The organism is Mycobacterium adipatum, assembly GCF_001644575.1.
GTDB lineage: Bacteria > Actinomycetota > Actinomycetes > Mycobacteriales > Mycobacteriaceae > Mycobacterium > Mycobacterium adipatum.
The window spans coordinates 2,756,001-2,778,869 of record NZ_CP015596.1; the positions used below are offsets into that span (position 1 = coordinate 2,756,001).

Sequence of the window (22,869 nt, forward strand, 5' to 3'; positions counted from 1 at the left end):
TGCCGTCGCCGGCGGAGTCGGTCTTACAGCACCCGGGGACGCTTGTGCAGCACCACCTGGGCCATCGGGATCTGCATCTGCTCCGGCGCGGCCGCCAGCCGGGCCGCGACCCCGGCCTCGAGCGCGTCGCAGAACTGCGCACGCCGGCCAGGTGCGTCGTCGAGGGTGCTCGCCAACGTCTGGAACACCGCGGCGCGCAGGAACGCGCTCCACTGTGCGCCGAAGGCCGGCGCGTCGCCGTCCTTCTGATACTGCCGCCAGAACCTGTCCTCGGCATCGAACACCTCCAGGTGTTCGATGGTCAGCTGCTCCAGACGCCCGGACGGGGCGAACGGCGTGGTGAAGTCGGCCGCCCGGCGCCCACTGATCGGGATGCACATCCCGATCAGCTCGTCGGCGGTGATGACCGACCGCGCCACCAACTCGGCGAGTTCGGCGACCAGCGCCGCGAACAGCGGCCGGTAGCCGAACTCGCCGTTCTCACCGATGGCCATCGTCATCACGACCGCCCGGCCGCCCGGACACAGTTCGCGCCCACGGTAGGCGACGAACTCGTGCCAATCGCGGGCGGCGAGGCGCTCGTGGGCCGACCGGGTCGCCTCGTCGGCGCTGTAGGCGGCGTGGATGTGATCGGTGACCGGCGCGGGCACCCGGCTCAGCCACAGCACCGACCAGGCCGACCAGCCCAGGCTGACGGTGTTTGACGGCAGGATCTGGCCGTAAAAGGAGCGCCCGACCGCCGAGGAGAAGGCGGCCGGGTCATGGCGCAGGTAGCTGTCCGGATCATCGTCCAGGGTGCGAAATAGCGCGCTGAAATCGTTGTCCGGCACATCGGTGTGGGTCACCAACACGGAATGCTCGGGACGGGTGCGTCGCCGCAGGACGGAGATCGCCGCGTTGATCGGCAGCAGCGAGTTGTGCCCGTTGGCGGCGCCGTAGTCGGCGATCACGATCGGCAACGGTGCCGGGGGGATCGGCACCGCCGCGGCGGCCTGCTCGAACAGCGCGATGGCCTCTTTCAGCCCGGCGGCCTGCAGCCGCGAACTCGCGCTGTAGTCACCGCTGCCCACCGGCACCGGACGCACCACCACGCTTGATTCGGGCATGCCGTGAGGGTAGTCCCGTCTCGCCGTGCACGCCGTCGAAGCAACCGTCGTGCCAGACTTCCAGCCATGAGGTCGGCAACCGTCCCGCGTCTGCTCACCATCCTCGCGGTGGTGACCATGGTGGTCGCCGGGATCGGCTTCATCGTGACCCTGATTCTCAACGCGTTCGTCTTCGACAAATACAACGCCTACGGGGAGGTGCCGATCCCCGGTTCGGCGCAGCTGCAGTTGCCCGCCGGCGAGGTCGTCATCAGCTTTCACACCCAGATCATCGGCAGCGCCGGGGGCGGTGGCCTGCCGCTACCGGACCTGCAGATGGGTATCGACCCACCCGCCGGTGTGGCTGAACCGACGGTCAACGAGAGCATCGGCGGCACCACCACGGTGAACAACGATGCCCGCGTCCGGGTGTGGGTTGCCCAGTTCGCCGAGCCGGGCCGCTACACGATTCGCACCGACGGCAACGTCGGGGCGTACCTGAGCCCGCGGCTGGCCTTCGGCCACGGCAGCGCGTGGGGAGCGCTGCCGTGGTGGTGCGCCGCGGTGTTCGGACTGGCCGTCGTCGGCCTCGTCATCGCGCGGCTCTGGGCGGCCAAGGTGCGCCGTAGGCCCCGGCCGGTCGCGCCCGGCATGCCGGCGCCCACCTTCACCATCGGCGATGCGCCGCCGGTCACTCATCAGCCGCCACCGTCCTACATCCCCACCGAGGACGGTATCCGGATCGAGCAGCTGAAAACGCTCGCGGCTCTGCGTGATTGTGGTGCGCTGACCGATGCCGAGTTCGAAGCCGAGAAGCGCAGGCTGTTGGGCGGCGGGTGAGACCCTGCGTCAGTTCGGGGCGGTTCCGACGAGGCGCATCAGCGGGTCGGCGGGGCCGATGTCGAGTGTGCATTCGGTGGGTCGCGGGTCCGGGACGTAGGCCCAGAACATCGCACCCGCCGAGCCCCGATTACGCATCTCGGTGAAGGCGGCGCGCAGTACCCGCTCGCGCTCGTCGATCGATCCGCAGGATCCGGCCGCCATGCCGATTTCGGTGATCAGCAGCGGCTTGTTCAACGCCTTGGCCTGCTGGGTCCGCCGGGCCAGCCCGTCGAACACATTTCCGGGCAGGTAGTCGATGCCTTGGTAGAAGTGGTACTCCAGCACGTCGATCCCCGGTGAGGCGTTCACGAGCTCAAATGCGTCTCCCGCCGAACCGCATTGCCCGCCACCGGCGTGGCCGCTGAAAATCACTGCGCCGGGGTCGAGTTCGTGTATGCGGGCGCCGGTGGCGTCGTAGAACGCGCGGAGCACCCCGGCCGCGTCCGGGTCGCAATACCGTTGTGTCCAGTCGCATTGCCGGTCCCGGCACTGCGAGGGTTCGGGTTCGCCGACGGCCGTCCAGCCGGCAAGCGCAGGTGAGTCCGCCCAGCGCCGCACCACGGTCTCCATCCACGCCTGGAACGTCATCAGCAGGCCTGGTGTGATCTCCGACCGCCAGCCCTCGGTGTACCACCGGTGGTCCTTGAAGGTGCCGCTCTCGCAGCTGCCTTCGTTGCTGGAGAGCACCGCGATGAGCAGCTGGCCGTGCCGCTCGGCGGCGCGGACCACCGCGTCGAGGGCGCTGAAGTCGAGCTGGCCGGTGTGCTTGTTCACCGCAAGACTGGAGAATGCGTTGAACCGGGTCAGCGAATGCGGTTGCAGCTGACCGAAATACGTGTCGAGGTCCACCTGCGCACCGCAGCCGGCGTTCACCGACCAGTCGGTGCCCAGCTGATAGGCGTTGATGCCGATCGGCCACCACGGCTTGCCGTCGAGGGTCAACGATGTGCCAGAAACCCCGACGACCGGGATGTGGGCTGCGGGTGCGGTCGCCGAGTGCGTCGCTGCCCACTCGGGCTCAGCGGGCTGCGGGCCGGCGCAGCCGATCGCCATGGCCAGCATCAGGCACAGCGTAAGAGTCCGGAACGGCCGACGCGCCATGCGCCGACTTTAGCGTCCACCGCTCGCGTTTCGCGCATCTGACCTGCGGCTTTGTCGGAGAAGCGAGCGTCGGCGACGTTTCAGCAACGTCGCCGGCCGGGTGCCTTCGCCGAATTCCACGACATGGTCACGCGCGGTGCGAACACAGCAACCATTCGCCGAATTTCGCCGGACTCAGTGCCCGCGCGCCACCCATTCGTCGTAGTGCACGATTTCGCCGCAGATGGTGGTGGTGTCGCCGTGGCCGGTGTAGACGACGGTCTCGCCGGGCAGCGTGCCCAGCTTGGTGGAGATGGAGTCCAAGATGGTGGGGAAGTCCGAATAGGACCGACCGGTGGCACCCGGCCCGCCCTGGAACAGGGTGTCCCCGGAGATGACGGCGTTCAGTTCGGGAGCCGACCAGCACACCGATCCGGGGGAGTGCCCGGGAGTGTGCAGGGCGTGGAGTTCGATACCGCCGGCGGTCAGCACCAGACCCTCGGTGACGGTGCGGAATTCGGCATCGGGATGCACGGCGCGCCACAGCATCTCGTCGGCCGGGTGCAGGAACACCGGGGCGTCGAGGGTGCTGGCGAGTTCGGGGGCGACGGTGATGTGGTCGTTGTGGCCGTGGGTGCAGATCACCGCCACCACATTGCGGCCGCCGACCGCCTCGACGATCGGTGCGGCGGTGTGGGCAGCGTCGAAGACGATGACATCCTTGTCGTCACCGACGAGCCAGATGTTGTTGTCGACATCCCAGCTGCCGCCGTCGAGTTCGAACGTTCCGCTGGTGACCACGCGCTCGATGTTGGACGGTCCGCTCACAGCACGACCACCGAACGCAGGACCTCACCGGCGTGCATCTTGTGGAAGGCATCCTCGACGCCGTCGAGCGTGATGCGCTCGGAGACGAACTTCTCCAGCGGCAGGCGGCCCTGCAGGTAGAGGCTGATCAGGGTGGGGAAGTCGCGCTCGGGCAGGCAGTCGCCATACCAGGACGACTTCAGCGATCCGCCGCGGGAGAAGAAGTCGACCAGCGGCATTTCCAGTTTCATGTCCGGTGTCGGTACCCCGACGAGCACCACGGTCCCGGCCAGGTCGCGGGCATAGAAGGCCTGCTTCCAGGTTTCGGGGCGCCCGACGGCGTCGATCACGACGTCGGCGCCGAAACCGTCGGTGAGGTCCTGGATGGTGGCCACCGCATCGAGGTCGCGGGCATTGACGGTGTGGGTGGCGCCGAATTCGCGCGCGGTGTGCAGTTTGCGGTCGTCCACGTCCACGGCGATGATGCGGCGCGCGCCGACCAGGGCAGCCCCGGCGATGGCGGCGTCCCCGACGCCGCCGCAGCCGATCACCGCCACGGTGTCGTCGCGGTTGACCGCACCGGTGTTGACCGCGGCGCCCAGGCCGGCCATCACACCGCAGCCGAGCAGGCCTGCGACGGCCGGGTCGGCGGCGGAATCGACCTTGGTGCACTGTCCTTCGTGCACCAAGGTCTTGTCGGCGAAGGCCCCGATGCCCAGGGCGGGGGACAGTTCGGTGCCGTCGGTGAGCGTCATCTTCTGGGTGGCGTTGAAGGTGTCGAAGCACAGGTGCGGCCGGCCGCGCCGGCACGCCCGGCACTCACCGCAGACCGCGCGCCAGTTCAGGATGACGAAGTCGCCGACCTCCACGTGGGTGACGCCCGCACCGATCGTCTCGACGATGCCGGCCGCCTCGTGGCCGAGCAGGAACGGGTACTCGTCGTTGATGCCGCCCTCGCGGTAGGTCAGATCGGTATGACAGACACCGCACGCCTGGATCGCCACCACGACCTCACCGGGCCCCGGATCGGGGATGACGATGTCGACCAATTCGACTGGCTGACCTTTGGACCGGGAAATGACACCTCGCACCGTCTGACTCATGCCTATAACCTAATACCCGACCCCCGGGTTTGCCGGACAGGTGTCCAGTTTCGGGTGTCGGCCCAGCTGGGGGCTGTTGCCCCCGCGGTACCCGTAATACGGTGGACGCCGATGACAGCGTTGCGCACGGTCGAGGATCTGCTGCACGAGGCGCGGGCCGCGCACGCGCGGCGGGACTGGCGTGCCGCCTACGAAGGCTATGCCCGCGCCGACGGTGTGGGCCCGATGGGACTGGACGACCTCGACGCGTACGCCACCGCGGCATGGCGATTGGGCGAGATCAGAGACTCCATCCGATTGTCCGAGCGGGTGTACGGCCAGTTGGTGCGCCGCGACCCGGCGGCGGCGTCGATGAAGGCCGTCGAGATCGGCCTGGAGTGGTTGACCCGCGGCGATGTGACCATCGCCAACGGGTGGATGAATCGCGCGCGCCGGCTGCTCGCCGACGCACCGCCGGGGCCCACCCATGGCTACCTCGCCTACCTGGATGCGCTGGCCGCCTCGGCCAACCAGGACACCGGCGAACTCAACCGCCTGGCAGCACATATGAGCGTCATCTGCGAGCCCCTCGACGACCCGTCGCTGACCGCGCTGTGCCTGATCACCCGTGCGATATCCGCCATGCACGACGGGCGGGCCAGCGACGGCAACGATCTTCTCGACGAGGCGATCCTGACGCTGCTGACCGGCGACGTCCGCGTCGAATGGGCCGGGGACATCTACTGTGTCGTGCTCAACCTGTGCCACAAACTGGCCGATCAGCCACGCATGCGGACGTGGACCGACGCCATGGCGCGGTGGTGCGATGTCGATGGCAGCGCCGCCTACTACCGCGTCTGCGATGTGCATCGTCTGCAGCTGGCCGCCGCCGACGACGACTACCGGCAGCTGGAGAACCACTTGATCGTCGCCAGTGCGGCATTGGAGGGCGTCAACGCCTGGGTCGGCGCCGAGGGTTTCTATCAGCTGGGAGAGGTGCGCCGGCTGCGCGGAGACACCGAGGGAGCGCTGGTGGCGTTCACCAAGGCTCGCAGTCTCGGTATCGACCCACAGCCGGGTGAGGCACTGCTGCAGTGCCGGCTGGGCGACACCGAGGCGGCCTGGGTCGGCCTGCGGGTCGCGATGGCCGGGGCGGGAACCTTCGAGCGCATGCGCATGCTGCGCCCGGCGGTCGAGATCGCCTTGGCGCGTGACGCGTTGGACGAAGCCGAGCAGCACTGCCGAGATCTGGAGGCCGGCGCCGCGACCTTCGCCACCCCGGGTTATCGCGCGTGGGCGGCGCACGCCCGGGGCGCGGTTCTGGTGCGCCGCGGTGAGCATGAGGGTGCGCTGCAATCCCTTGAGACGGCGCTGCGGGCCTACCGCACCCAGCGGTCCCGCTACGAGACCGCCGAGGTGTACGAGTGGATAGCCCTGGCGCACAGCGGTATCGGGGCGGATGCTGCGGCCGCTGCGGACCTGGCGACCGCCGACACCATCTACGAGCAACTCGCGGTGCAACCGGCCGGGACGTGCGGGCGCCAGAGTCCCGGTGGCCTCACCAGGCGCGAGATCGAGGTGTTGCGGGTCATCGCGGGCGGTGCCACCAACAGGCAGGTCGCCGCGCAGTTGCACCTGTCGGACAAGACCGTGGGCAGGCACCTTGCCAACATCTACGCAAAGCTCGGCGTGTCGACCCGCACCGCGGCCGCGCATTGGGCCCATCAACAGGGTGTGCTCGCCGGCGACGGGTGACCTACAGCATTTGCACCACAGGCCGGCGGCGGGCGAACACATGATCTGCCCGATGACCGCGGCAGGTGGGTCGGCCTAGCGTGCTGACATGACCGAAACCACCGAAGAATTCGCCGGGCGCCTGATCGGCGCCATCGACGCGGCGAGTATCGCCCTGCTGCTGTCCATCGGGCACCAGACCAAGTTGTTCGACACCTTGGCCGCCCTGCCGCCGGCCACCAGCGCACAGATCGCCGATGCCGCCGGACTCAACGAACGCTATGTCCGGGAATGGCTCGACGGCGTGGTGTGTGGGGGCATCGTCGACTACGACGCGACGGCACAGACCTACGCCCTGCCCGGGCACCGTGCGGCCGCCCTCACCCGGGCCGCGGGCCCGGACAACCTCGCCCGCGTCGCCCAGTTCATCCCGCTGCTCGGTGAGGTCGAGCAGAAGGTGATCGACTGCTTCGTGAACGGGGGTGGGCTGTCCTATGCGGAGTACCCGCGCTTCCACACGCTGATGGCGGAGGACAGCGGCGAGGTCTTCGACGCGGCGCTGGTGGACGTGATCCTGCCGATGGTCGACGGTCTGCCCGAGCGGCTGGGCAGCGGCGCCGACGTGGCCGACTTCGGCTGCGGCAGCGGCCACGCCGTCAACGTCATGGCCGGCGCCTTCCCGGCCAGCCGATTCACCGGCGTCGACTTCTCCGAGGAGGGGGTGGCCGCCGGCGCCGGCGAGGCCGGACGGCTTCAGCTGGACAATGCCACTTTCGTGGTGGCCGACGTCGCCCGCTACGGTGCCGCGGAGGCCTTCGATGTCGTCACCGCGTTCGACGCGATCCACGACCAGGCGCACCCGAAAGCCGTGCTGGCCAACATCCACCGCGTGCTCCGCCCGGGCGGCACGTTCCTGATGGTCGACATCAAGTCGTCCAGCCGGGTCGAGGACAATATCGGAAAGCCGTTCGCGCCCTACCTCTACACCGTCTCGACCATGCATTGCATGAGTGTGTCGCTGGGTCTCGACGGTGACGGTCTTGGCACCTGCTGGGGGCGGGAGAGGGCCACCGCGATGCTCGCCGACGCCGGGTTCGGTGATGTTGAGGTGCGCGAGATCGACTCCGATCCGATCAACTTCTACTACGTGGCACACAAGAGCGGGGAGCCCGCTCAGTAGCATCCAGCGGGTGGGTGCTCTGGAACTTCTCGACAGTTGGCCGGTTCCGACGGCGGCCGCGGCGGTGGTCGGGCCGTCCCGCGGGGGTGTTTGCGTGCTCGCCACCCACGGCGACACCGCGGCCCGGTTCCGGCTGGCCTCGGTGACCAAGCCGCTGGTCGCCCGCGCCGCGCACGTCGCGGTGGAGGAGGGCGCCTTCGAGCTGGACACCCCGGCCGGCCCGCCCGGTTCCACGGTGCGCCACCTGCTGGCGCACGCCTCCGGGGTGAGCATGCAGGGGCCGGATCACCTGGCCGCGCCCGGGACCCGACGGATCTACTCCAACTACGGCTTCACCCTGCTCGCCGAGGCGCTGCAGGGGACCACCGAGATCGAGTTCGGCAGCTACCTGCACGAGGCGGTCTTCGAACCCCTGGGGATGGCCTCGACGGCACTGACCGGCGGGGCCGCGGCGGCCGGGTACGGCGGCGAGTCGTGCGTCGATGACCTGGCCCGCTTCGCCGCGGATCTGCTGCGCCCGGTGCTGGTGACGTCCGATCTGCATGCCGAGGCGACCACGGTGCAGTTCCCGGGCCTGGACGGCGTGTTGCCCGGATTCGGGTCGCAACGTCCCAACGACTGGGGGCTGGGGTTCGAGCTGCGTGCACACAAGTCGCCGCACTGGACCGGATCGGCGAACTCGCCGGCGACATTCGGGCATTTCGGCCAGTCAGGGACGTTTCTGTGGGTGGATCCGGTCGCCGACCTGGCCCTGGTGGTGCTCACCGACCGCGATTTCGGGGACTGGACGCACGCGGTGTGGCCGACCATCTCTGATGGAGTCCTGAGAGAATTCGGCGCACACTAGCGCAACACCCGTCTCACAGGGCACAATAGACACGCACGAAACAACTGCACATTTCGGTAACACCAGGTCGTTGGGGAAGACGTCCCTCGTGGAGCCGAAGGAGCAAAAGTATGCGTGCGTCGAACCAGTTCGCCGAGGCGACAACTGGCGTGGTTTACGTTCACGCCTCGCCTGCGGCGGTATGCCCACACGTGGAGTGGGCACTTTCGTCGACCCTGTCGGCGCGGGCGAACCTCAAGTGGACGCCCCAGCCCGCCATGCCCGGACAGCTGCGTGCCGTCACCAACTGGGTGGGCCCGGTGGGCACCGGCGCCCAGCTGGCCAACGCGCTGCGGTCCTGGTCGGTGCTGCGCTTCGAGGTGACCGAGGATCCCAGCGAGGGCGTCGACGGTCACCGCTGGTGCCACACGCCCCAGCTCGGTCTGTGGAGCGGCACCATGAGCGCCAACGGGGACGTGATGGTCGGTGAGCAGCGGCTGCGCACACTGATGGCTTCCGGAGCCGACGCGCTGGCCGCCGATCTGGACTCGGTGCTCGGCACCGCATGGGACGAATCGCTGGAGCCCTACCGCGGCGGTGGCGACACCGGCGAGGTCAGCTGGCTCAACCGCGGCGTCGGTTAATCGCCGACGCTCAGCCGCACCCGCACGACATCACCGTCGTCGATGCCTTCGGGCCGGCGTAGCGCCACCTTCAGCGGCACGAGGTAGACATCGTCTTTGGGGATCAGCGATGTCGTCACCTCGGTGGCGCCGACGCGCACCCGGGCCGGGATGACACCCCATCCGTACGTCAGCTCACCGAGATGGGCGTGCAGGAAATCGTCGACCTCGGGCGGTGTGGGAACGAAGAAGTACGGGGCCGGGCCGCGCCATTGGAACACCTCAGCGTCGAACTCCCAGTCCACCGCCTCAGATTAGGGCGTGAGGATCTTCAGCGCGCCCGGTACCGCGGACACCGTCACGGGCAGCGGACACACGTACTCACCGTCGGCGTAGGCATTGATACCTGGTGAATCGACGGTGATCGTCTTCGCCCGTGCCGTGCGCACCTCGTCCAGCTCGACGTGGGTGCCCTTGAACACGGTGGGGAACAGGCGGATCAGCTTCGTCCGCGACGCGGAGGCCACCATCGTCGCATCGAGCAGACCGTCCGTCGGGTCCGCGCCGGGGCAGATCAACATGCCGCCGCCATAGCTGCGGGTGTTGCCGAACGCCGCCAGCGTCAGCTCGGTGACCACCTCGTCACCCCCGTCGAAGCTCAGCCGGAACGGCAGCAGCCGCAGCTTGGAGATCTCGGCCACCATCGCCAGGTTGTAGCGCATCCGGCCGTGCGGCCAGGTCATCCGGTTGGTGCGGTCGGTGACCAGCGAGTCGAACCCGGCGGCCATCACGGTGCCGAACCAGCGGTCGGTGCCGTCGGCGCCGGAGATGCGGCCGAGATCGACCTCGGCGATGTTGCCATCGGCGATCACATCGGCTGCCGCCTCGGGATCCCTTGTCGGGATGCCGAACTCGCGCGCATGGTCGTTACCGGTGCCCGCCGGGATGAGGCCGAGGGGAATGTCGGTCCGGGCGAGCACCTGCAGGGCCAGCGAGATGATGCCGTCGCCGCCGACGACGACCAACGCGTCCATGCCGCGTTCCAGTGCGCCCTCGACGAGTTGGCGGGCATGCGCCGAGTCGCGACCCGCGATGGCCACCACGTCCACCCCACGGCGGTGCAACTGCGTGATCGCGCGTTCCGCGGCATGCGGTGCGCTGCCGTGCCCCGATGCCGGGTTGGTCAGCACGGTGACCCGGCCGATGGTCACGGAATCAGCTTGCCGGGGTTCAGGATTCCGACCGGATCCAGCGTCGCCTTCACCGACTTGAGGATATCCACGCCGAGATCGCCTATCTCGGCCTGCATCCAGGGTCGGTGATCGGCGCCGACGGCGTGATGGTGGGTGATGGTGGCGCCGGTGCGCACCATGGCATCCGTGGCGGCGGTCTTGGCGCGCTGCCACTGCGCGAGGGGATCACCCTGCTGGGCCGCGACGACGGTGAAGTACAGCGACGCTCCGGTGGGGTACACGTGCGAAATATGGCACATCACCAGGGCCTGGCCGAGCGATTCGGTCAGCGCTGCGGTGACGGCCGCCTTGAGCGTGGGCACATTGGACCAGTTGGTCGCGGTCTCCAGGGTTTCGCACAGCGCGCCCGCCGACAGCAGCGAATCACGCAGATACGGCGCGTTGAAGCGGCCGTGCTCCCAGCCTCTGGCCGGTGCTTCGCCCAACGAGGTGCCACCGTGCGCCCTCAGCAGCGCGGCGGTCTCGGCGTGCCGGCTCTCGGTGTGTGCGGCGCTGCCCTCGAACACGGTGATCCCCAGACAGCCCCCGGTGATGCTCTGCTCGCCGATGCTCTCGGTGGTGGCCAGGTTGACGCCGGTTTCGGCCTCATCGGACAGCCGGATCACGGTGGGGCCGGTGCCGGTCTGGATGACGGCGCGCAACGCGTCGGCGCCGGTGGCGAAGTCCGGGAATGACCAGGCCTCGTAGCGGGTCGACTGCGAGACCGGATGCACCCGGACCCGCACGCTGGTGATGATGCCGAAGACGCCTTCGGAACCCACGATCAGCTGGCGCAGATCCGGCCCGGCGGCCGAGGCCGGGGCGCGGCCCAGATCGAGCACCCCGGCCGGTGTGACTACGCGCAGGCCGCGGACCATATCGTCGAATCTGCCGTAGCCGGCCGAATCCTGTCCGGAGGACCGGGTGGCGGCGAACCCGCCGATGGTCGCGAACTGGAAGCTCTGCGGAAAATGCCCGAGGGAGTAGCCGTGCGCGCCGAGCAGTTCCTCGGCCCGTGGGCCGGTGACACCGGCACCCAGTTCGGCCTCACCGGACACGGTGTCCAGACCGTGCAGGGCGTCGAGCCGGCGCAGGTCCAGCGAGATGACCGCGGCGAACTCGCCGCGCTCGGGGTCGACCCCGCCGACCACGGTGGTGCCACCACCGAACGGCACCACGGCGATCCGGCGCTGCGAACAGACGCGCAGCACGTCGGCGATGTCGTCCTCGCCGGCGGGTAGCAGCACCGCATCCGGCGCGTCCTGGACGCCGGTGTCCTTGCGTCGCAACAAGTCCGGTGTGGATTTGCCGCCGGCGCGACGCAGCCGGCTGTCGTCGTCGGTGCGGCAGAACTGCGCCCCGACGATCGCTTCCAGTGCCTCGCGGTCGCTGTCACCCAGCGTCGACGGGCGCACCCGAACCTCGGTGATCTCCAGGTCCGGGGTGGCGGGCCCGTCGACGCCCAGGGCCTGCTTGAGCAGTGTCTTGATGCCGTCGGACAGCGGCTTCGCGGCCTGCGGGTCTCCCCAGGCATTCCACTTCATCGGGGGTTGCAGGGCTGCATCGGCGTGCGTCATGCGTTACAGTATTACATATGGTGTCAATCAGTAACGAGGAATCGGAAGCGCCCGTCGGGGATCGAATCCTCGATGCGGCCGCCGCCTGCGTCCTCGCCTACGGCGTCGAGCGGGTCACCCTCGCCGAGATCGCCCGCCGGGCCGGTGTCAGCCGACCGACGGTGTACCGGCGCTGGCCGGACACCCGGTCGATCCTGGCCGCGTTGCTCACCGCCCGGGTGACCCGGGTGCTCGACGACGCCGGTGACCGCGAGGTCGGCCGCACGGCACTGGTTGCCCGCATCGTCGCCGTCGCCGGACGGTTGCGCGACGACCAGATCGTGATGTCGGTGCTGCACAATGCGCCCGAACTGGCGATGGTCTACATCTCCGAGCGGCTCGGCACCAGCCAGCAGATCCTCATCGATGCCACCGCCGGCCAGATCAAACTGGCCCAGGAGCACGGCAGCGTGCGCGCCGGTGACCCGCGCCGGCTCGCCGCGATGTGCCTGCTCATCACCCAGTCCGCGGTGCAGTCCGCGCAGATGGTCGAGCCCATCCTCGGCGCGGACGAGCTGGCCGTCGAACTCGCCCACGCACTGAACGGATACCTGCAGCCATGACCCCGGCATCGATCGACGCCACCGCCCTGAACCGCGACCGGCGCAGTGCCGAACTCGCCGCGCTCGCCGACGGCCCCGCAGTCGATGTGCTGGTGATCGGCGGCGGTATCACCGGCACCGGTATCGCCCTGGACGCGGCCACCCGCGGGCTGCGGGTCGCGCTCGTCGAGAAACACGATCTCGCCTTCGGTACCAGCCGGTGGAGTTCCAAACTCGTGCACGGCGGACTGCGGTACCTGGCGACCGGCAGTATCGGCATCGCCCGTCGCAGCGCCATCGAACGCGGCATCCTGATGACCCGCAATGCGCCTCACCTGGTGTCCGCGATGCCGCAGTTGGTCCCGCTGCTCCCCGCGATGGGCCGGGCCTCGCGCGCCCTGGTTCGGGTGGGCTTCGCGGCCGGCGACGGATTGAGGGCGCTGGCCGGCACCCCGGCCCACGTGCTGCCCAGGTCACGCCGCGTCGACGCCGCGCGCGCCGTGCAACTGGCCCCGACGGTGCGCCGCGACGGGCTCGACGGTGCCTTCCTGGCCTACGACGGCCAGTTGATCGACGATGCCCGGCTGGTCACCGCGGTGGCCCGCACCGCGGCCCAGCACCGTGCCATCGTGTTGACTCGGGTCGGCGCCCATGCGGCACAGGGTGATTCGGTCCGCCTGGTCGACGAACTCACCGGGGAATCGTTGCACGTACGGGCTCGTGCGGTGATCAATGCCTCCGGTGTGTGGGCGGGAGAGGTCGATCCGTCGATCACGCTGCGGCCCAGTCGCGGCACCCACCTGGTGTTCGATGCGGCCGCCTTCGGCAATCCGACCGCCGCGCTGACCATCCCGATACCGGGGGAGCTCAACCGGTTCGTCTTCGCGATGCCCGAGCAGCTGGGCCGGGTCTACCTCGGCCTCACCGACGAGGACGCACCCGGGCCGATTCCCGATGTGCCGCAACCCACCCCGGCCGAGGTGTCGTTTCTGCTCGACACCGTCAACACCGCCCTGGACACCGCACTGACCCAAGCCGATGTCCGCGGGTCCTATGCCGGGCTTCGACCGCTGATCGAATCCGGCGGGCATACCGCCGATGTGTCGCGTGAGCACGCGGTGACCGAGTCACCCAACGGTGTCATCAGCGTGATCGGGGGCAAACTCACCGAATACCGCTATATGGCCGAGGATGTGGTGGATCGCGCGGTGGCGCTGCGCGGGCTGGCCGCCGCGGCCTGCCGGACCCGCAACCTGCCGCTGGTCGGGGCGCCGGGGAACCCGGTGTCCACGCTGCGCGCCCCGGTCGATCTGCCCGCGTCGCTGGTGGCGCGGTACGGCGCGGAGGCCCGCCACGTCATCGCGGCGGCCACCTGTGAGCGGCCGGGCGATCCGGTCGCGCAGGGGATCGACGTGATCCGTGCGGAATTCGAGTACGCGGTGACCCACGAGGGCGCCCTGACCGCGGAGGACATCCTGGACCGGCGCACCAGGATCGGCCTGGTGCCGGGCGACCGCGAGCGAGCCGAGGTGGCGGCGCACGAGTTCGTCTGAAACGACGAAACAGCATTCCCGACGGCAAATGTCGAGTGACGGCCGTCCGGAATGCTGTTTCGGCAAGGACAGGGGTTACAGCGGCACCGCGCTCAGGATGGCCTCTCGGACCGCCGACCGGGTATGGCGTTGCCACAGCGCCTGCACGCCGACCAGGAGCTCGGGTTCCAGGTCGATCACGTGGACGCGTCCGTCCATCGCCGGACCGGCCTGTGTGGTGACGAAGGCTACCGCGCCGGTGGTCAGGGGAGCGGCGACCGTGGCGGCGCCCTGCACGCGGCTGACGACGAAGTCGGGTTCGAATCCGGCGCGACGGCAGGCGCCCATCAAGAAGTCGCTGTAGTAGGACGACCCCGGCGGCGACCAGAGTGCGATGCGCTCACCGGCCAGGTCGTGGATATCGGCGGCCGGCGCGCCGGCCAACCGATGGTCGGCGGGCACCGCGAGTCGCACCCGGTCGTAACCGACGACGGCGGTGGACAGCTCGCTACTGGGCACCACGCCGCGGCGCAATCCGAGTTGTACTGTGCCCGAGATTATTTCCTGCCGAAGCTGGTCCGGGTAGAGCTGTCGGAAGGTGACCGAAAGATGAGGGAAGGCGGCAATGGCAGGTTCGGTGCAGGTGTACACCTCGGCGCCGCTGAGCGCGGGAGTGTGCCCGACGACGAACTGTTCATCGGCACCGTCGGCGGTGCGTGACACCCGGTCGGCGACGGTCCCGGCCGCGGCCAGCAGCACCTGGCCCTCGGCCAACAGTTGGGTGCCGGCGGCGGTCAAGGTGATGCGGCGGCCCGATCGGACGAACAGCGGTGCCGCCAGATCCTTTTCGAGCAGTTGCACGGATTGACTCAGGGCCTGCTGGCTGATGTGCAGTCTGGCCGAGGCCGCCGTGAAGCTGCCTGCGTCGGCCACCGCGACAAAGTGGGTCAGCCGTCGCAGGTCCAGGAGCATGATATCAATCTACAACTTATGTTTGTTGAAAAGCAGATTATCTCTGTTTTTCAATTGTCAAATGGCTGGCTAGCGTTCTGGCCATGAGTGAAATCAGAGGAAAGTCAGCAGTCGTCGCCGCCGGTGCCAAGAATCTCGGTGGCCTGGTCAGCAGGTCGTTGGCGCAGCGGGGAGTCAATGTCGCGGTGCACTACAACAGCGCGGCCACCGAAGCCGACGCAGACGCCACCGTCGCCGATATCGAGGCCGCCGGTGCGCGCGCCATCAAGGTCCAAGGTGACCTGACCGTGCCCGCCAATGTGGAGAAGCTGTTCGACGCCGCCATCGAGGCGTTCGGCAGTGTGGATATCGCGATCAACACCGTGGGCAAAGTGCTTCGCAAACCGATCGTGGAAACCACTGAGGCCGAATATGATTCGATGTTCGACATCAACGCCAAGTCCGCGTACTTCTTTCTGCAGCAGGCGGGTGTGCGACTGGCCGACGGCGGGTCGGTCACCACGATCGTCACGGCGCTGCTGGCGGCGTTCACCGACGGCTACTCCACCTACGCCGGGGCGAAGAGTCCGGTCGAGCACTTCACGCGTGCGGCGGCCAAGGAGTTCGCCGACCGCGGCATCAATGTCAACAACGTCGGGCCCGGACCGATGGACACGCCGTTCTTCTACGGGCAGGAGACACCCGAGCGGGTGGACTTCCACAAGTCGCAGGCCATGGGTGGTCGGTTGACGCTCATCGAGGACATCGCCCCGCTGGTGGTGTTCTTGGCCGGCGAGGGGCATTGGATCACCGGCCAGACCATCTTTGCCAACGGCGGCTACACCACCCGCTGACCCCCAGAAACGACGAAACAGCATTCCAGACGGCAAATGTCGAGTGACGGCCGTCCGGAATGCTGTTTCGGCAAGGACAGGGGTTACAGCGGGATGTTCTTGTGGCGGCCGCGTCGTGCGGGCGCCTCGGCCAGCGCTTGGGTGATCACGCTGCGGGTGTGCGCGGGATCGATCTTGGCATCCACCACGCCGATCTCGATGGCGCTGTCCACGCCGCCGGCGATCCGCTCGTGCTCGGCGGCCAGTTCCTCGTGCAGGGCATCGCGCTCGTGGTCGGCGGCGGCGGCCAGCTTGCGCTTGTGCAGGATGCCGACGGCGGCCTTGGCGCCCATGACGGCGACCTCGGCGTCGGGCCAGGCGAATACCTTGGTGGCACCGAGGGAGCGCGAGTTCATCGCGATGTAGGCGCCGCCGTAGATCTTGCGGGTGACCAGGGTGACGCGCGGGACGGTGGCTTCACCGAACGCGTGCAGCAGCTTGGCGCCGCGCCGAACCACCCCGCCCCACTCCTGATCCACGCCGGGCAGGTAGCCGGGGACGTCCACCACGACCACCAGCGGGATGCCGAAGGCGTCACATAGGCGCACGAAACGTGCCGACTTCTCCGCACTTTCGGAGTTCAGGCAGCCACCGAGACGCAGCGGGTTGTTGGCGATGACGCCGACGCTGCGGCCGGCCAGCCGGCCCAGGCCCACCACGATGGACGGGGCCCAGCGGGACTGGAACTCCTCGAACGGGGCGTCCCGGTCGAGGAGAGCCTCGACGATGGGGTGCACGTCGTAGGCGCGGCGCGCGGACTCGGGCATCAGGGCCTTGAGGTCGGTATCGCCGGCCTCGGCCTTGCTGCGGTCGAAATGGCCCTGCTGGCAGAACAACCCGACCAGGCGGCGACCGCGCTCGTACGCGTCGAGCTCGTCGTCGGCGACGATGTGACAGACGCCGGACTTCTTGTGATGCGCTTCGGGGCCGCCGAGGGAGACCATGTCGACGTCCTCGCCGGTGACGCTGCGCACCACGTCGGGGCCGGTGACGAAAATCTTGCTGTCCGGAGCCATCACGATGACATCGGTGAGCGCCGGACCGTAGGCGGCGCCGCCGGCGGCGAAGCCGACGACCACCGAGATCTGCGGGATGTAACCGGACGCGCGGATCATCGCCTCGAAGACCAGGCCGACGGCATGTAGTGCCTTGACGCCCTCGGCCAGTCGCGCACCGCCGGAGTGCCAGATGCCGACGATGGGGCTCTGCTCCTCGATGGCGGCGTCATAGGCGTTGACGATGTGGGCGCAACCCTCGATACCCATCGCGCCCCCCATGACGGTGCCGTCGGTGCAGAACGCGATGGTCTTCACACCGTTGACGGTGCCGGAGGCGGCCAGCACCCCGGACTTGTCGCGCTCGTGCAGCACCGAGACGCTGCCGTCGTCGAAGAACGTCTGCAGCCGTAGCAGCGGGTCGCGCGGGTCGAGTGACTCAGCGGCCGCTTCGGGAGCCATGATGGTCATCCAGTCCTCCTGGTTACGCGTCGGAATGGTGACCGGCGCCTTCGGTACTTCTGTCAGTACTTTCCGAAGGTGAGCGCCACGTTGTGCCCACCGAATCCGAACGAGTTGTTGATCGCGTACTTGTAGTCCCCGGTACGGGGCTCGCCAGCCACCACGTCCAGGTCGATCTCGGGGTCCAGATTCTTGAGGTTAAGCGTGGGCGGGACGATCCCGTCACGCAACGCGAACACTGTGAGAATGGACTCCACCGCGCCCACCGCGCCCACGGAGTGCCCGAGCGCCGATTTCGGTGCGTACACCGCGGGCTTGTGACCCTTCATCGCATTGTTGATGGCCACACCCTCGGCGACATCACCGACGCTGGTGCCGGTCGCGTGCGCGTTGATGTGGTCGATATCGCTGGGCTGCAGGCCCGCGAGCTGCAGAGAGCGCGTCATTGCGTACCCGGCCTGCTCGCCGTTGGGATCGGGGGCCACGATGTGGAAGCCGTCCGAGGTGACGCTGGCGCCCATGATGCGGGCCAGGATGTTGGCGCCGCGGGCCTTGGCGTGCTCCTCGGTCTCGATGACCATCATGGCGCCGCCTTCACCGAACACGAAACCGTTGCGGTCCCGGTCGAACGGCCGGCAGGCACCGGCCGGGTCGTCGTTGGTGTTGGAGAGCACGATGCGCATCTGGGCGAAGCCGGCGATCGGCACCGCCTCGATCTTCGTCTCGACGCCGCCGCAGATGGCGATATCCGCCTCGCCGAACACGATGTTGCGCCAGGCGTTGGCGATACCTTCCGAACCCGACGCGCAGGCCGAGATCACGGTGGTGACACCGGCTTTGGCCTTGCGCTCCAGTCCGACGGCAGCGGCTGCACCGTTGGGCATGTACATCTGCACGACCAGCGGCGAGACCGCGCGCAGGCCCTTGGCCCGCATGCCGTCGTAGGCGAAGACGAGTTCCTCGGCCGATCCCAGGCCGGTGCCGATGGAGACCATCAGCCGCTTGGGATCGACCTCGGGGGACCCTGCGTTCTCCCATACCCGACGGCCGATGACCGTCGACATCTTCTGCAGATAGGACAGGCGACGCAGTTCGACCCTGGTCAGCTCGCTGTCGAAGTCCTCGAGCAGATGACCGCCGATTCGCACCGGCAGGTCGTACATCTCGATGAAATCGTCTTCGAGCGTCCGGATGCCGCTTTCGCCCGCCAGCAGCTTCTTCCACGTCGTATCGGCGTCGGTCGCCAACGCGGTCGTCATGGCTACGCCAGTGACGACCACGTTGGGAAGACCGTTCCCCGTCGAGAGCCCAGTCACGCTGTTCCCCACCTCTTTACTGCCGCATTGCTTGGAGGACTCTCCCCTGAATCCTCAGTAACGTCCGAACGCCAACGCCACATTGTGGCCACCGAAACCGAACGAGTTGTTGATGGCGTACTGGTAGTCGCCATAACGAGGCTCGCCCGCAACAACATCGAGATCGATCTCAGGATCGGGGGTCTCGTAGTTGAGGGTCGGCGGGATGACACCGTCGCGCAGTGCCAGCACCGTCAGAATCGACTCGAGGGCGCCGACGGCGCCGATCGAGTGGCCCAGCGCCGACTTGGGCGCGTACACCGCGGCATGACCGACTCCGGCGACGCGCAGCGCATTGGCCTCTGCGGTGTCACCGATGGGCGTTGCCGTGGCGTGTGCGTTGACGTGGCTGATGTCCGAGGGGGACAAGCCCGCCGTCTCCATGGCGCGCTTCATCGCGTGGCCGGCCCGAAGACCGTCCGGTGCCGGAGCCACCATGTGGAAGGCGTCCGACGAGATGCCGGCACCCATGAGACGGGCCAGCGGCTTGGCGCCGCGAGCCTTGGCATGCTCCTCGGTCTCGATGATCATCATCGCCCCGGCTTCGCCGAACACGAAGCCGTCACGGTCCTTGTCGAACGGCCGCGACGCCCCTTCGGGATCGTCGTTACGCGTCGACATGGCCCGCATCATCGAGAACGCCGCGATGGGCAGTGCCTCGATCATGCCTTCCACGCCACCGCACACGGCGATGTCGGCGTCACCCATGACGATCTGACGCCACGCGTGGGCGATGGCCTCCGAACCGGACGAACACGCCGACACCGGGGTGATGACCCCGGCGCGGGCGCCGAGCTCGAGACCCACGACGGCGGCGGCACCGTTGGGCATGACCATCTGAACGGCCAGCGGCGACACCTTGCGGGGTCCGCCCTCGTTCATCGCGTCATACATCTCGACGATCTTCTCGCCGCCACCGAGGCCGGTGCCGATCACGACCGAGAAACGGTCGGGATCGACCTCGGGCTTACCGGCGGATTCCCACAGTTGATTACCGACGTACTTCGACATGCGCTGGACGTACGACATGCGCCGCAGTTCCAGGCGGGACATCAGCGGATCGAGCGGCTCCGCGAGGTGCCCACCGATCTTCACGTTCAGATCCCACTTGCCCACGAAGTCGTCTTCGAGGACACGAATGCCACTCTCGCCCGCCAGCAGACCCTTCCACGTGCTCTCGATGTCCGGCGCGAGCGCAGTGGTCGCCGTGACGGCGGTCACGACGACGTTGGGGAAACCGCCATTAGCAGTGGAAGGACGTGTCACTGTGCGAACTTCTCGCGCAGTGCGGCGGCAGCCTCGGGGTTCTCTTCTTCCAGCTTCTGGATGTAGGCGACGACGTCACCGACGGTGCGCAGGCCGGCCAGATCCTCGTCGGGGATCTTCACGCCGTACTTGTCCTCGGTCTGCACGGCGATCTCCACCATCGACAGCGAGTCGATGTCCAGGTCGTCGACGAAGGACTTCTCCATCGTGACCTCGGACGGCTCGATGCCGGTGACCTCTTCGATGATCTCGGCGAGGCCGGCGATGATTTCTTCTTGGTTGGCCACAATGGCTCCTTCTTGTTACGACACTCCGGCTATCGGAGTGCGGTTGGTTTCGGGTGGTACCTGGGCTAGAGCTCGGCGAGTCCGTCCAGGTCTGAGGGGGCCTTCACCGCGTGTGTCGGTGTGCCCTTCAGTTCTCGTTTGGCGATACCGACCAGGGTTCCCGCCGGCGGGAACTCCACGATGGCCGTGACCGCCATGCCGCGCAGGGTCTCGTTGCACAGATCCCAGCGCACCGGGCGGGTCATCTGCGCGACGAGTTTGGCCATCGCGTCGGCCGCCGAGTCGACCGGCTTGCCGTCGGCGTTGGACAGCAGTGTCGCGGTGGGCTCGTTGGTGGACACCGTCGCGGCCGCGGCGGCATAGCCCTCGGCGGCGGGTGCCATGTAATGGGTGTGGAACGCCCCGGCGGTGGCCAGCACGCGGACCCGGGCCTTGGCCGGCGGGTCCTCGGCGAGCTTCTCCAGCGCGGCGACCGCGCCGGCGGCGACGATCTGTCCGGCGGCGTTGCGGTTGGCCGGGATCAGGTCCAGTGACTCGAGGCGGGCCAGTACCTCGGCCTCTTCGCCGCCGAGCACGGCGGCCATCCCGGTGGGCTCCAGGGCGCAGGCCTTGGCCATCTCCGCACCGCGGGTCGCGGCCAGCCTCACGGCGTCGTCGGCGCTGATCACACCGGCGATGGCGTAGGCGGCGATCTCGCCGACCGAGTGGCCGGCCACCGCGGCGTCACTACGCAGCACACCGCGCCGGGTGGCTTCTTCGTGGGCGAGCAGCGTCGCGGCCACCACCAGCGGCTGGGTCACCGCGGTGTCGGTGATCTCCTCGGCGGTCGCGGTGGTGCCCAGGCGTGCGAGGTCGAGTCCGCTGATCTGCGACCAGGCGTCCAGGCGTTCAGCGGCGCCGGGCAGCTCCACCCACGGCGCGAGCATGCCGGGGGTCTGGGAGCCCTGTCCGGGCGCCAGCAGCGCAAGCACATTCATAGGGGGCACGGATTAAGAAAACACTGTGAGTGCCTCATAGTGCGGTGTAAGAGATTATGAACCTTGTCTTATTCTTTTGTGGAGTTTCCACAAAAGCGCACGTGAAGCGACCGGGCCGAGACCTGGCCGCAACAAGGGCTCACGGGTTGTAGCCGCCCCAGCGGGTGGGCTGTTGTCCACCTGACGCCGCGGAATAGCCGTTTGGCGAGCTGAAGTGGCTTGCGTCACCTTTGAGCCGACCCACCGTGGTGGCGACGCGCAGGATGTACGCATCCCGGGGAACGGTCGGATCGCGACCCGTGAAATCGGTGATTCGTTTGAGGCGATATCGCACGGTGTTTGGATGAACCGTCAATTTGCGGGCGCACGCCTCGATGGCGCCGCCGGAGTCGAGGTAGGCGTCGAGCGTCTTGGTGAGCGCGGGGTCGGCATCGGCGAGCGGTCGCATCACCTCGGTCGCCAGCACCGCCACCGCGGTGGGGTCACCCAGCAGGGCCCGCTCCGGGAGCAGTTCGCGCGAGGACACCGGCCGCGGTGCGCCGCTCCAGCCCGCGACGGCATTCATCCCGGCGATGGCCTCGGCAGCGCTGCGGTGGGCGGCACCGAGGGTCGGCACCGTCGGGCCGATGACCACCGGGCCGTCGCCGAACACGGTCATCAGTTCGGCCAGGAAGCGTTCGGTCGGGGAGAGCCCACCGGTCACGATGGTGACCAGCCACGTGCCGTGCACGTCGGAGAGCGCCGCGCGGCCGCACCGGTTGGCCGCGTCGTGCACGTCGTCGCCGGTCTGTTCGATGCGATCGGGCCGCGGCAGACCGACGATCACGGTCGCCGCCGCGGTCGCGTCCCAGTTCAGCGCCGCCGCCTGGGATTGCAGCTCCGGTCCCATGTCCCCGCGCACCACGGCATCGACCAGGTTGGCCTCCATCCGGGTGTCCCAGGCTCCGCGGGCCTCGGCCTGGTCCGCGTAAGCGGTGGCGGCGGCGAACGCCAGGTCGCGGCTGTAGCGCAGGATGCCCGCGGTCAGCGCCGTGAGCTGCTGCTCGTTGCGCGCCAGCAGCGGCACCACTTCCTCGAAGTACTCCATGGTGACCCGCACCATCTCCACCGACTGCCGCAGCGCGACCCGTCGGCGCAGATCCTGGGGCACCACCTCGAAGGCCTGGGCGGTATAGCCGACATCGCTGTTGGGGTCGCGCATCCACTCCACGAAGTTGATCACCGCGGTCTGCACGACCAGCTGCACACTGGCGCGCTGGGATGCCTCCAGGTCGGCGAAGAAGGGCAGCCGGGTCTCCAGGGCGTGCACGGCCTCGGTGGCCAGGCGTCCGGAGTACTGCTTGAGCCGGCGCAACGCCGATTCGGGAACGCTCTGCAGGACCTCCAGGGTGGACGCCGGCGGAGGGGAGAACTTGTCGACCACCCCTAAAATCTACGCCTATCTTTTGTAGAGATCCGTCCC

22 protein-coding genes are annotated in these 22,869 nt (G+C 68.4%); 8 read left to right on the forward strand and 14 right to left on the reverse strand.

All coding sequences use genetic code 11. The features are described from left to right. Window positions 1–23: 23 nt before the first annotated feature. Window positions 24–1,106: a class I SAM-dependent methyltransferase gene (locus A7U43_RS13050; RefSeq protein WP_067995712.1), complete on the reverse strand. Its 1,083-nt coding sequence runs from the start codon at window positions 1,104–1,106 to the stop codon at window positions 24–26. 66 nt (window positions 1,107–1,172) lie between these two features. Between A7U43_RS13050 and A7U43_RS13055 the strand changes: the two genes are divergently transcribed. Further along, window positions 1,173–1,925 carry an SHOCT domain-containing protein gene (locus A7U43_RS13055; RefSeq protein ID WP_067995715.1) on the forward strand — a complete coding sequence of 251 codons (753 nt, stop codon included), beginning with the start codon at window positions 1,173–1,175 and terminating at the stop codon, window positions 1,923–1,925. 9 nt (window positions 1,926–1,934) lie between these two features. Here A7U43_RS13055 and A7U43_RS13060 read toward each other — a convergent pair whose 3' ends face one another. The 3 genes from A7U43_RS13060 to A7U43_RS13070 form a co-directional block, all read right to left on the reverse strand. Then, on the reverse strand, window positions 1,935–3,068 hold the full coding sequence (locus A7U43_RS13060; RefSeq protein WP_231963583.1) for a beta-mannosidase: 1,134 nt from the start codon (window positions 3,066–3,068) through the stop codon (window positions 1,935–1,937). A gap of 174 nt (window positions 3,069–3,242) precedes the next feature. Further along, window positions 3,243–3,875: an MBL fold metallo-hydrolase gene (locus A7U43_RS13065; RefSeq protein ID WP_067995718.1), complete on the reverse strand. Its 633-nt coding sequence runs from the start codon at window positions 3,873–3,875 to the stop codon at window positions 3,243–3,245. Continuing rightward, entirely contained in the window at window positions 3,872–4,957 is a 1,086-nt protein-coding gene (locus A7U43_RS13070; protein ID WP_067995719.1) for an S-(hydroxymethyl)mycothiol dehydrogenase, read from the reverse strand. Before A7U43_RS13070 ends, A7U43_RS13065 begins: the two co-directional genes overlap by 4 nt. 111 nt (window positions 4,958–5,068) lie before the next feature. On the opposite strand from A7U43_RS13070, the gene A7U43_RS13075 reads away from it, so the two are divergent. From A7U43_RS13075 to A7U43_RS13090, 4 genes are all read left to right on the forward strand, one after another. Next, window positions 5,069–6,691: a helix-turn-helix transcriptional regulator gene (locus A7U43_RS13075; RefSeq protein ID WP_067995720.1), complete on the forward strand. Its 1,623-nt coding sequence runs from the start codon at window positions 5,069–5,071 to the stop codon at window positions 6,689–6,691. An 88-nt stretch (window positions 6,692–6,779) separates the two neighbouring features. Beyond that, a complete protein-coding gene (locus A7U43_RS13080) occupies window positions 6,780–7,850 on the forward strand; it encodes a class I SAM-dependent methyltransferase (RefSeq protein ID WP_067995721.1) in 1,071 nt (356 codons plus the stop codon). 10 nt (window positions 7,851–7,860) lie between these two features. Next, window positions 7,861–8,697 carry a serine hydrolase domain-containing protein gene (locus A7U43_RS13085; RefSeq protein ID WP_067995722.1) on the forward strand — a complete coding sequence of 279 codons (837 nt, stop codon included), beginning with the start codon at window positions 7,861–7,863 and terminating at the stop codon, window positions 8,695–8,697. 110 nt (window positions 8,698–8,807) lie between these two features. Further along, window positions 8,808–9,320: a DUF3145 domain-containing protein gene (locus A7U43_RS13090; protein WP_067995725.1), complete on the forward strand. Its 513-nt coding sequence runs from the start codon at window positions 8,808–8,810 to the stop codon at window positions 9,318–9,320. Here A7U43_RS13090 and A7U43_RS13095 read toward each other — a convergent pair. The 3 genes from A7U43_RS13095 to A7U43_RS13105 are packed head-to-tail and all read right to left on the reverse strand — an operon-like array spanning window position 9,317 to window position 12,075. Then, window positions 9,317–9,604: a DUF1905 domain-containing protein gene (locus A7U43_RS13095; RefSeq protein WP_067995730.1), complete on the reverse strand. Its 288-nt coding sequence runs from the start codon at window positions 9,602–9,604 to the stop codon at window positions 9,317–9,319. The two genes, A7U43_RS13090 and A7U43_RS13095, sit on opposite strands and share 4 nt — an antisense overlap. A gap of 9 nt (window positions 9,605–9,613) precedes the next feature. Next, the gene (locus A7U43_RS13100) at window positions 9,614–10,504 is read right to left on the reverse strand and encodes a diacylglycerol kinase (RefSeq protein ID WP_068002608.1); all 891 of its coding nucleotides are present in this window, start codon (window positions 10,502–10,504) and stop codon (window positions 9,614–9,616) included. Window positions 10,505–10,506: 2 nt separating this feature from the next. Beyond that, window positions 10,507–12,075, reverse strand: a complete 1,569-nt coding sequence (locus A7U43_RS13105) for an FAD-binding oxidoreductase (protein WP_156526114.1) — start codon at window positions 12,073–12,075, stop codon at window positions 10,507–10,509. 50 nt (window positions 12,076–12,125) lie between these two features. Between A7U43_RS13105 and A7U43_RS13110 the strand changes: the two genes are divergently transcribed. Together A7U43_RS13110 and A7U43_RS13115 are read left to right on the forward strand one after the other, a co-directional pair. Next, window positions 12,126–12,710 (forward strand): TetR/AcrR family transcriptional regulator, encoded by a 585-nt coding sequence (locus A7U43_RS13110; protein ID WP_067995754.1) that lies wholly within the window; start codon window positions 12,126–12,128, stop codon window positions 12,708–12,710. Then, window positions 12,707–14,242, forward strand: a complete 1,536-nt coding sequence (locus A7U43_RS13115) for a glycerol-3-phosphate dehydrogenase/oxidase (RefSeq protein WP_067995758.1) — start codon at window positions 12,707–12,709, stop codon at window positions 14,240–14,242. Before A7U43_RS13110 ends, A7U43_RS13115 begins: the two co-directional genes overlap by 4 nt. Window positions 14,243–14,317: 75 nt before the next feature. Here A7U43_RS13115 and A7U43_RS13120 read toward each other — a convergent pair whose 3' ends face one another. Continuing rightward, window positions 14,318–15,193: a LysR family transcriptional regulator gene (locus A7U43_RS13120; RefSeq protein WP_067995765.1), complete on the reverse strand. Its 876-nt coding sequence runs from the start codon at window positions 15,191–15,193 to the stop codon at window positions 14,318–14,320. An 83-nt stretch (window positions 15,194–15,276) separates the two neighbouring features. On the opposite strand from A7U43_RS13120, the gene A7U43_RS13125 reads away from it, so the two are divergent. After that, complete coding sequence (locus A7U43_RS13125) at window positions 15,277–16,026, forward strand: SDR family oxidoreductase (protein WP_067995767.1); 750 nt, start codon at window positions 15,277–15,279, stop codon at window positions 16,024–16,026. Window positions 16,027–16,109: 83 nt separating this feature from the next. Here the strand turns inward: A7U43_RS13125 and A7U43_RS13130 are convergent, their stop codons facing one another. The 6 genes from A7U43_RS13130 to A7U43_RS13155 all read right to left on the reverse strand — a co-directional run bounded on the left by A7U43_RS13130 (window position 16,110) and on the right by A7U43_RS13155 (window position 22,830). Beyond that, window positions 16,110–17,531, reverse strand: a complete 1,422-nt coding sequence (locus tag A7U43_RS13130) for an acyl-CoA carboxylase subunit beta (protein ID WP_067995772.1) — start codon at window positions 17,529–17,531, stop codon at window positions 16,110–16,112. A gap of 53 nt (window positions 17,532–17,584) precedes the next feature. After that, the gene (gene kasB / locus A7U43_RS13135) at window positions 17,585–18,838 is read right to left on the reverse strand and encodes a 3-oxoacyl-ACP synthase KasB (RefSeq protein ID WP_067995773.1); all 1,254 of its coding nucleotides are present in this window, start codon (window positions 18,836–18,838) and stop codon (window positions 17,585–17,587) included. 54 nt (window positions 18,839–18,892) lie between these two features. Continuing rightward, window positions 18,893–20,143, reverse strand: coding sequence for a 3-oxoacyl-ACP synthase KasA (gene kasA, locus A7U43_RS13140; protein ID WP_067995774.1), 1,251 nt, complete (start codon window positions 20,141–20,143; stop codon window positions 18,893–18,895). After that, the gene (acpM, locus tag A7U43_RS13145) at window positions 20,140–20,433 is read right to left on the reverse strand and encodes a meromycolate extension acyl carrier protein AcpM (RefSeq protein ID WP_067995775.1); all 294 of its coding nucleotides are present in this window, start codon (window positions 20,431–20,433) and stop codon (window positions 20,140–20,142) included. The genes kasA and acpM overlap by 4 nt, the downstream gene beginning before the upstream one ends. A 62-nt stretch (window positions 20,434–20,495) precedes the next feature. Further along, window positions 20,496–21,401 (reverse strand): ACP S-malonyltransferase, encoded by a 906-nt coding sequence (locus A7U43_RS13150; protein WP_068002611.1) that lies wholly within the window; start codon window positions 21,399–21,401, stop codon window positions 20,496–20,498. Window positions 21,402–21,546: 145 nt separating this feature from the next. After that, window positions 21,547–22,830 (reverse strand): PucR family transcriptional regulator, encoded by a 1,284-nt coding sequence (locus A7U43_RS13155; protein ID WP_067995776.1) that lies wholly within the window; start codon window positions 22,828–22,830, stop codon window positions 21,547–21,549. Window positions 22,831–22,869: the final 39 nt, after the last annotated feature.

What these genes read in the sequence shown, in the direction of transcription:
- A7U43_RS13050 (WP_067995712.1), bottom strand. Translation starts at nt 1,106, where the DNA reads ATGCCCGAATCAAGCGTGGTGGTGCGTCCGGTGCCGGTGGGCAGCGGT.
- A7U43_RS13055 (WP_067995715.1), top strand. Translation starts at nt 1,173, where the DNA reads ATGAGGTCGGCAACCGTCCCGCGTCTGCTCACCATCCTCGCGGTGGTG.
- A7U43_RS13060 (WP_231963583.1), bottom strand. Translation starts at nt 3,068, where the DNA reads ATGGCGCGTCGGCCGTTCCGGACTCTTACGCTGTGCCTGATGCTGGCC.
- A7U43_RS13070 (WP_067995719.1), bottom strand. Translation starts at nt 4,957, where the DNA reads ATGAGTCAGACGGTGCGAGGTGTCATTTCCCGGTCCAAAGGTCAGCCA.
- A7U43_RS13075 (WP_067995720.1), top strand. Translation starts at nt 5,069, where the DNA reads ATGACAGCGTTGCGCACGGTCGAGGATCTGCTGCACGAGGCGCGGGCC.
- A7U43_RS13080 (WP_067995721.1), top strand. Translation starts at nt 6,780, where the DNA reads ATGACCGAAACCACCGAAGAATTCGCCGGGCGCCTGATCGGCGCCATC.
- A7U43_RS13090 (WP_067995725.1), top strand. Translation starts at nt 8,808, where the DNA reads ATGCGTGCGTCGAACCAGTTCGCCGAGGCGACAACTGGCGTGGTTTAC.
- A7U43_RS13105 (WP_156526114.1), bottom strand. Translation starts at nt 12,075, where the DNA reads ATGAAGTGGAATGCCTGGGGAGACCCGCAGGCCGCGAAGCCGCTGTCC.
- A7U43_RS13110 (WP_067995754.1), top strand. Translation starts at nt 12,126, where the DNA reads ATGGTGTCAATCAGTAACGAGGAATCGGAAGCGCCCGTCGGGGATCGA.
- A7U43_RS13115 (WP_067995758.1), top strand. Translation starts at nt 12,707, where the DNA reads ATGACCCCGGCATCGATCGACGCCACCGCCCTGAACCGCGACCGGCGC.
- A7U43_RS13120 (WP_067995765.1), bottom strand. Translation starts at nt 15,193, where the DNA reads ATGCTCCTGGACCTGCGACGGCTGACCCACTTTGTCGCGGTGGCCGAC.
- A7U43_RS13125 (WP_067995767.1), top strand. Translation starts at nt 15,277, where the DNA reads ATGAGTGAAATCAGAGGAAAGTCAGCAGTCGTCGCCGCCGGTGCCAAG.
- A7U43_RS13130 (WP_067995772.1), bottom strand. Translation starts at nt 17,531, where the DNA reads ATGACCATCATGGCTCCCGAAGCGGCCGCTGAGTCACTCGACCCGCGC.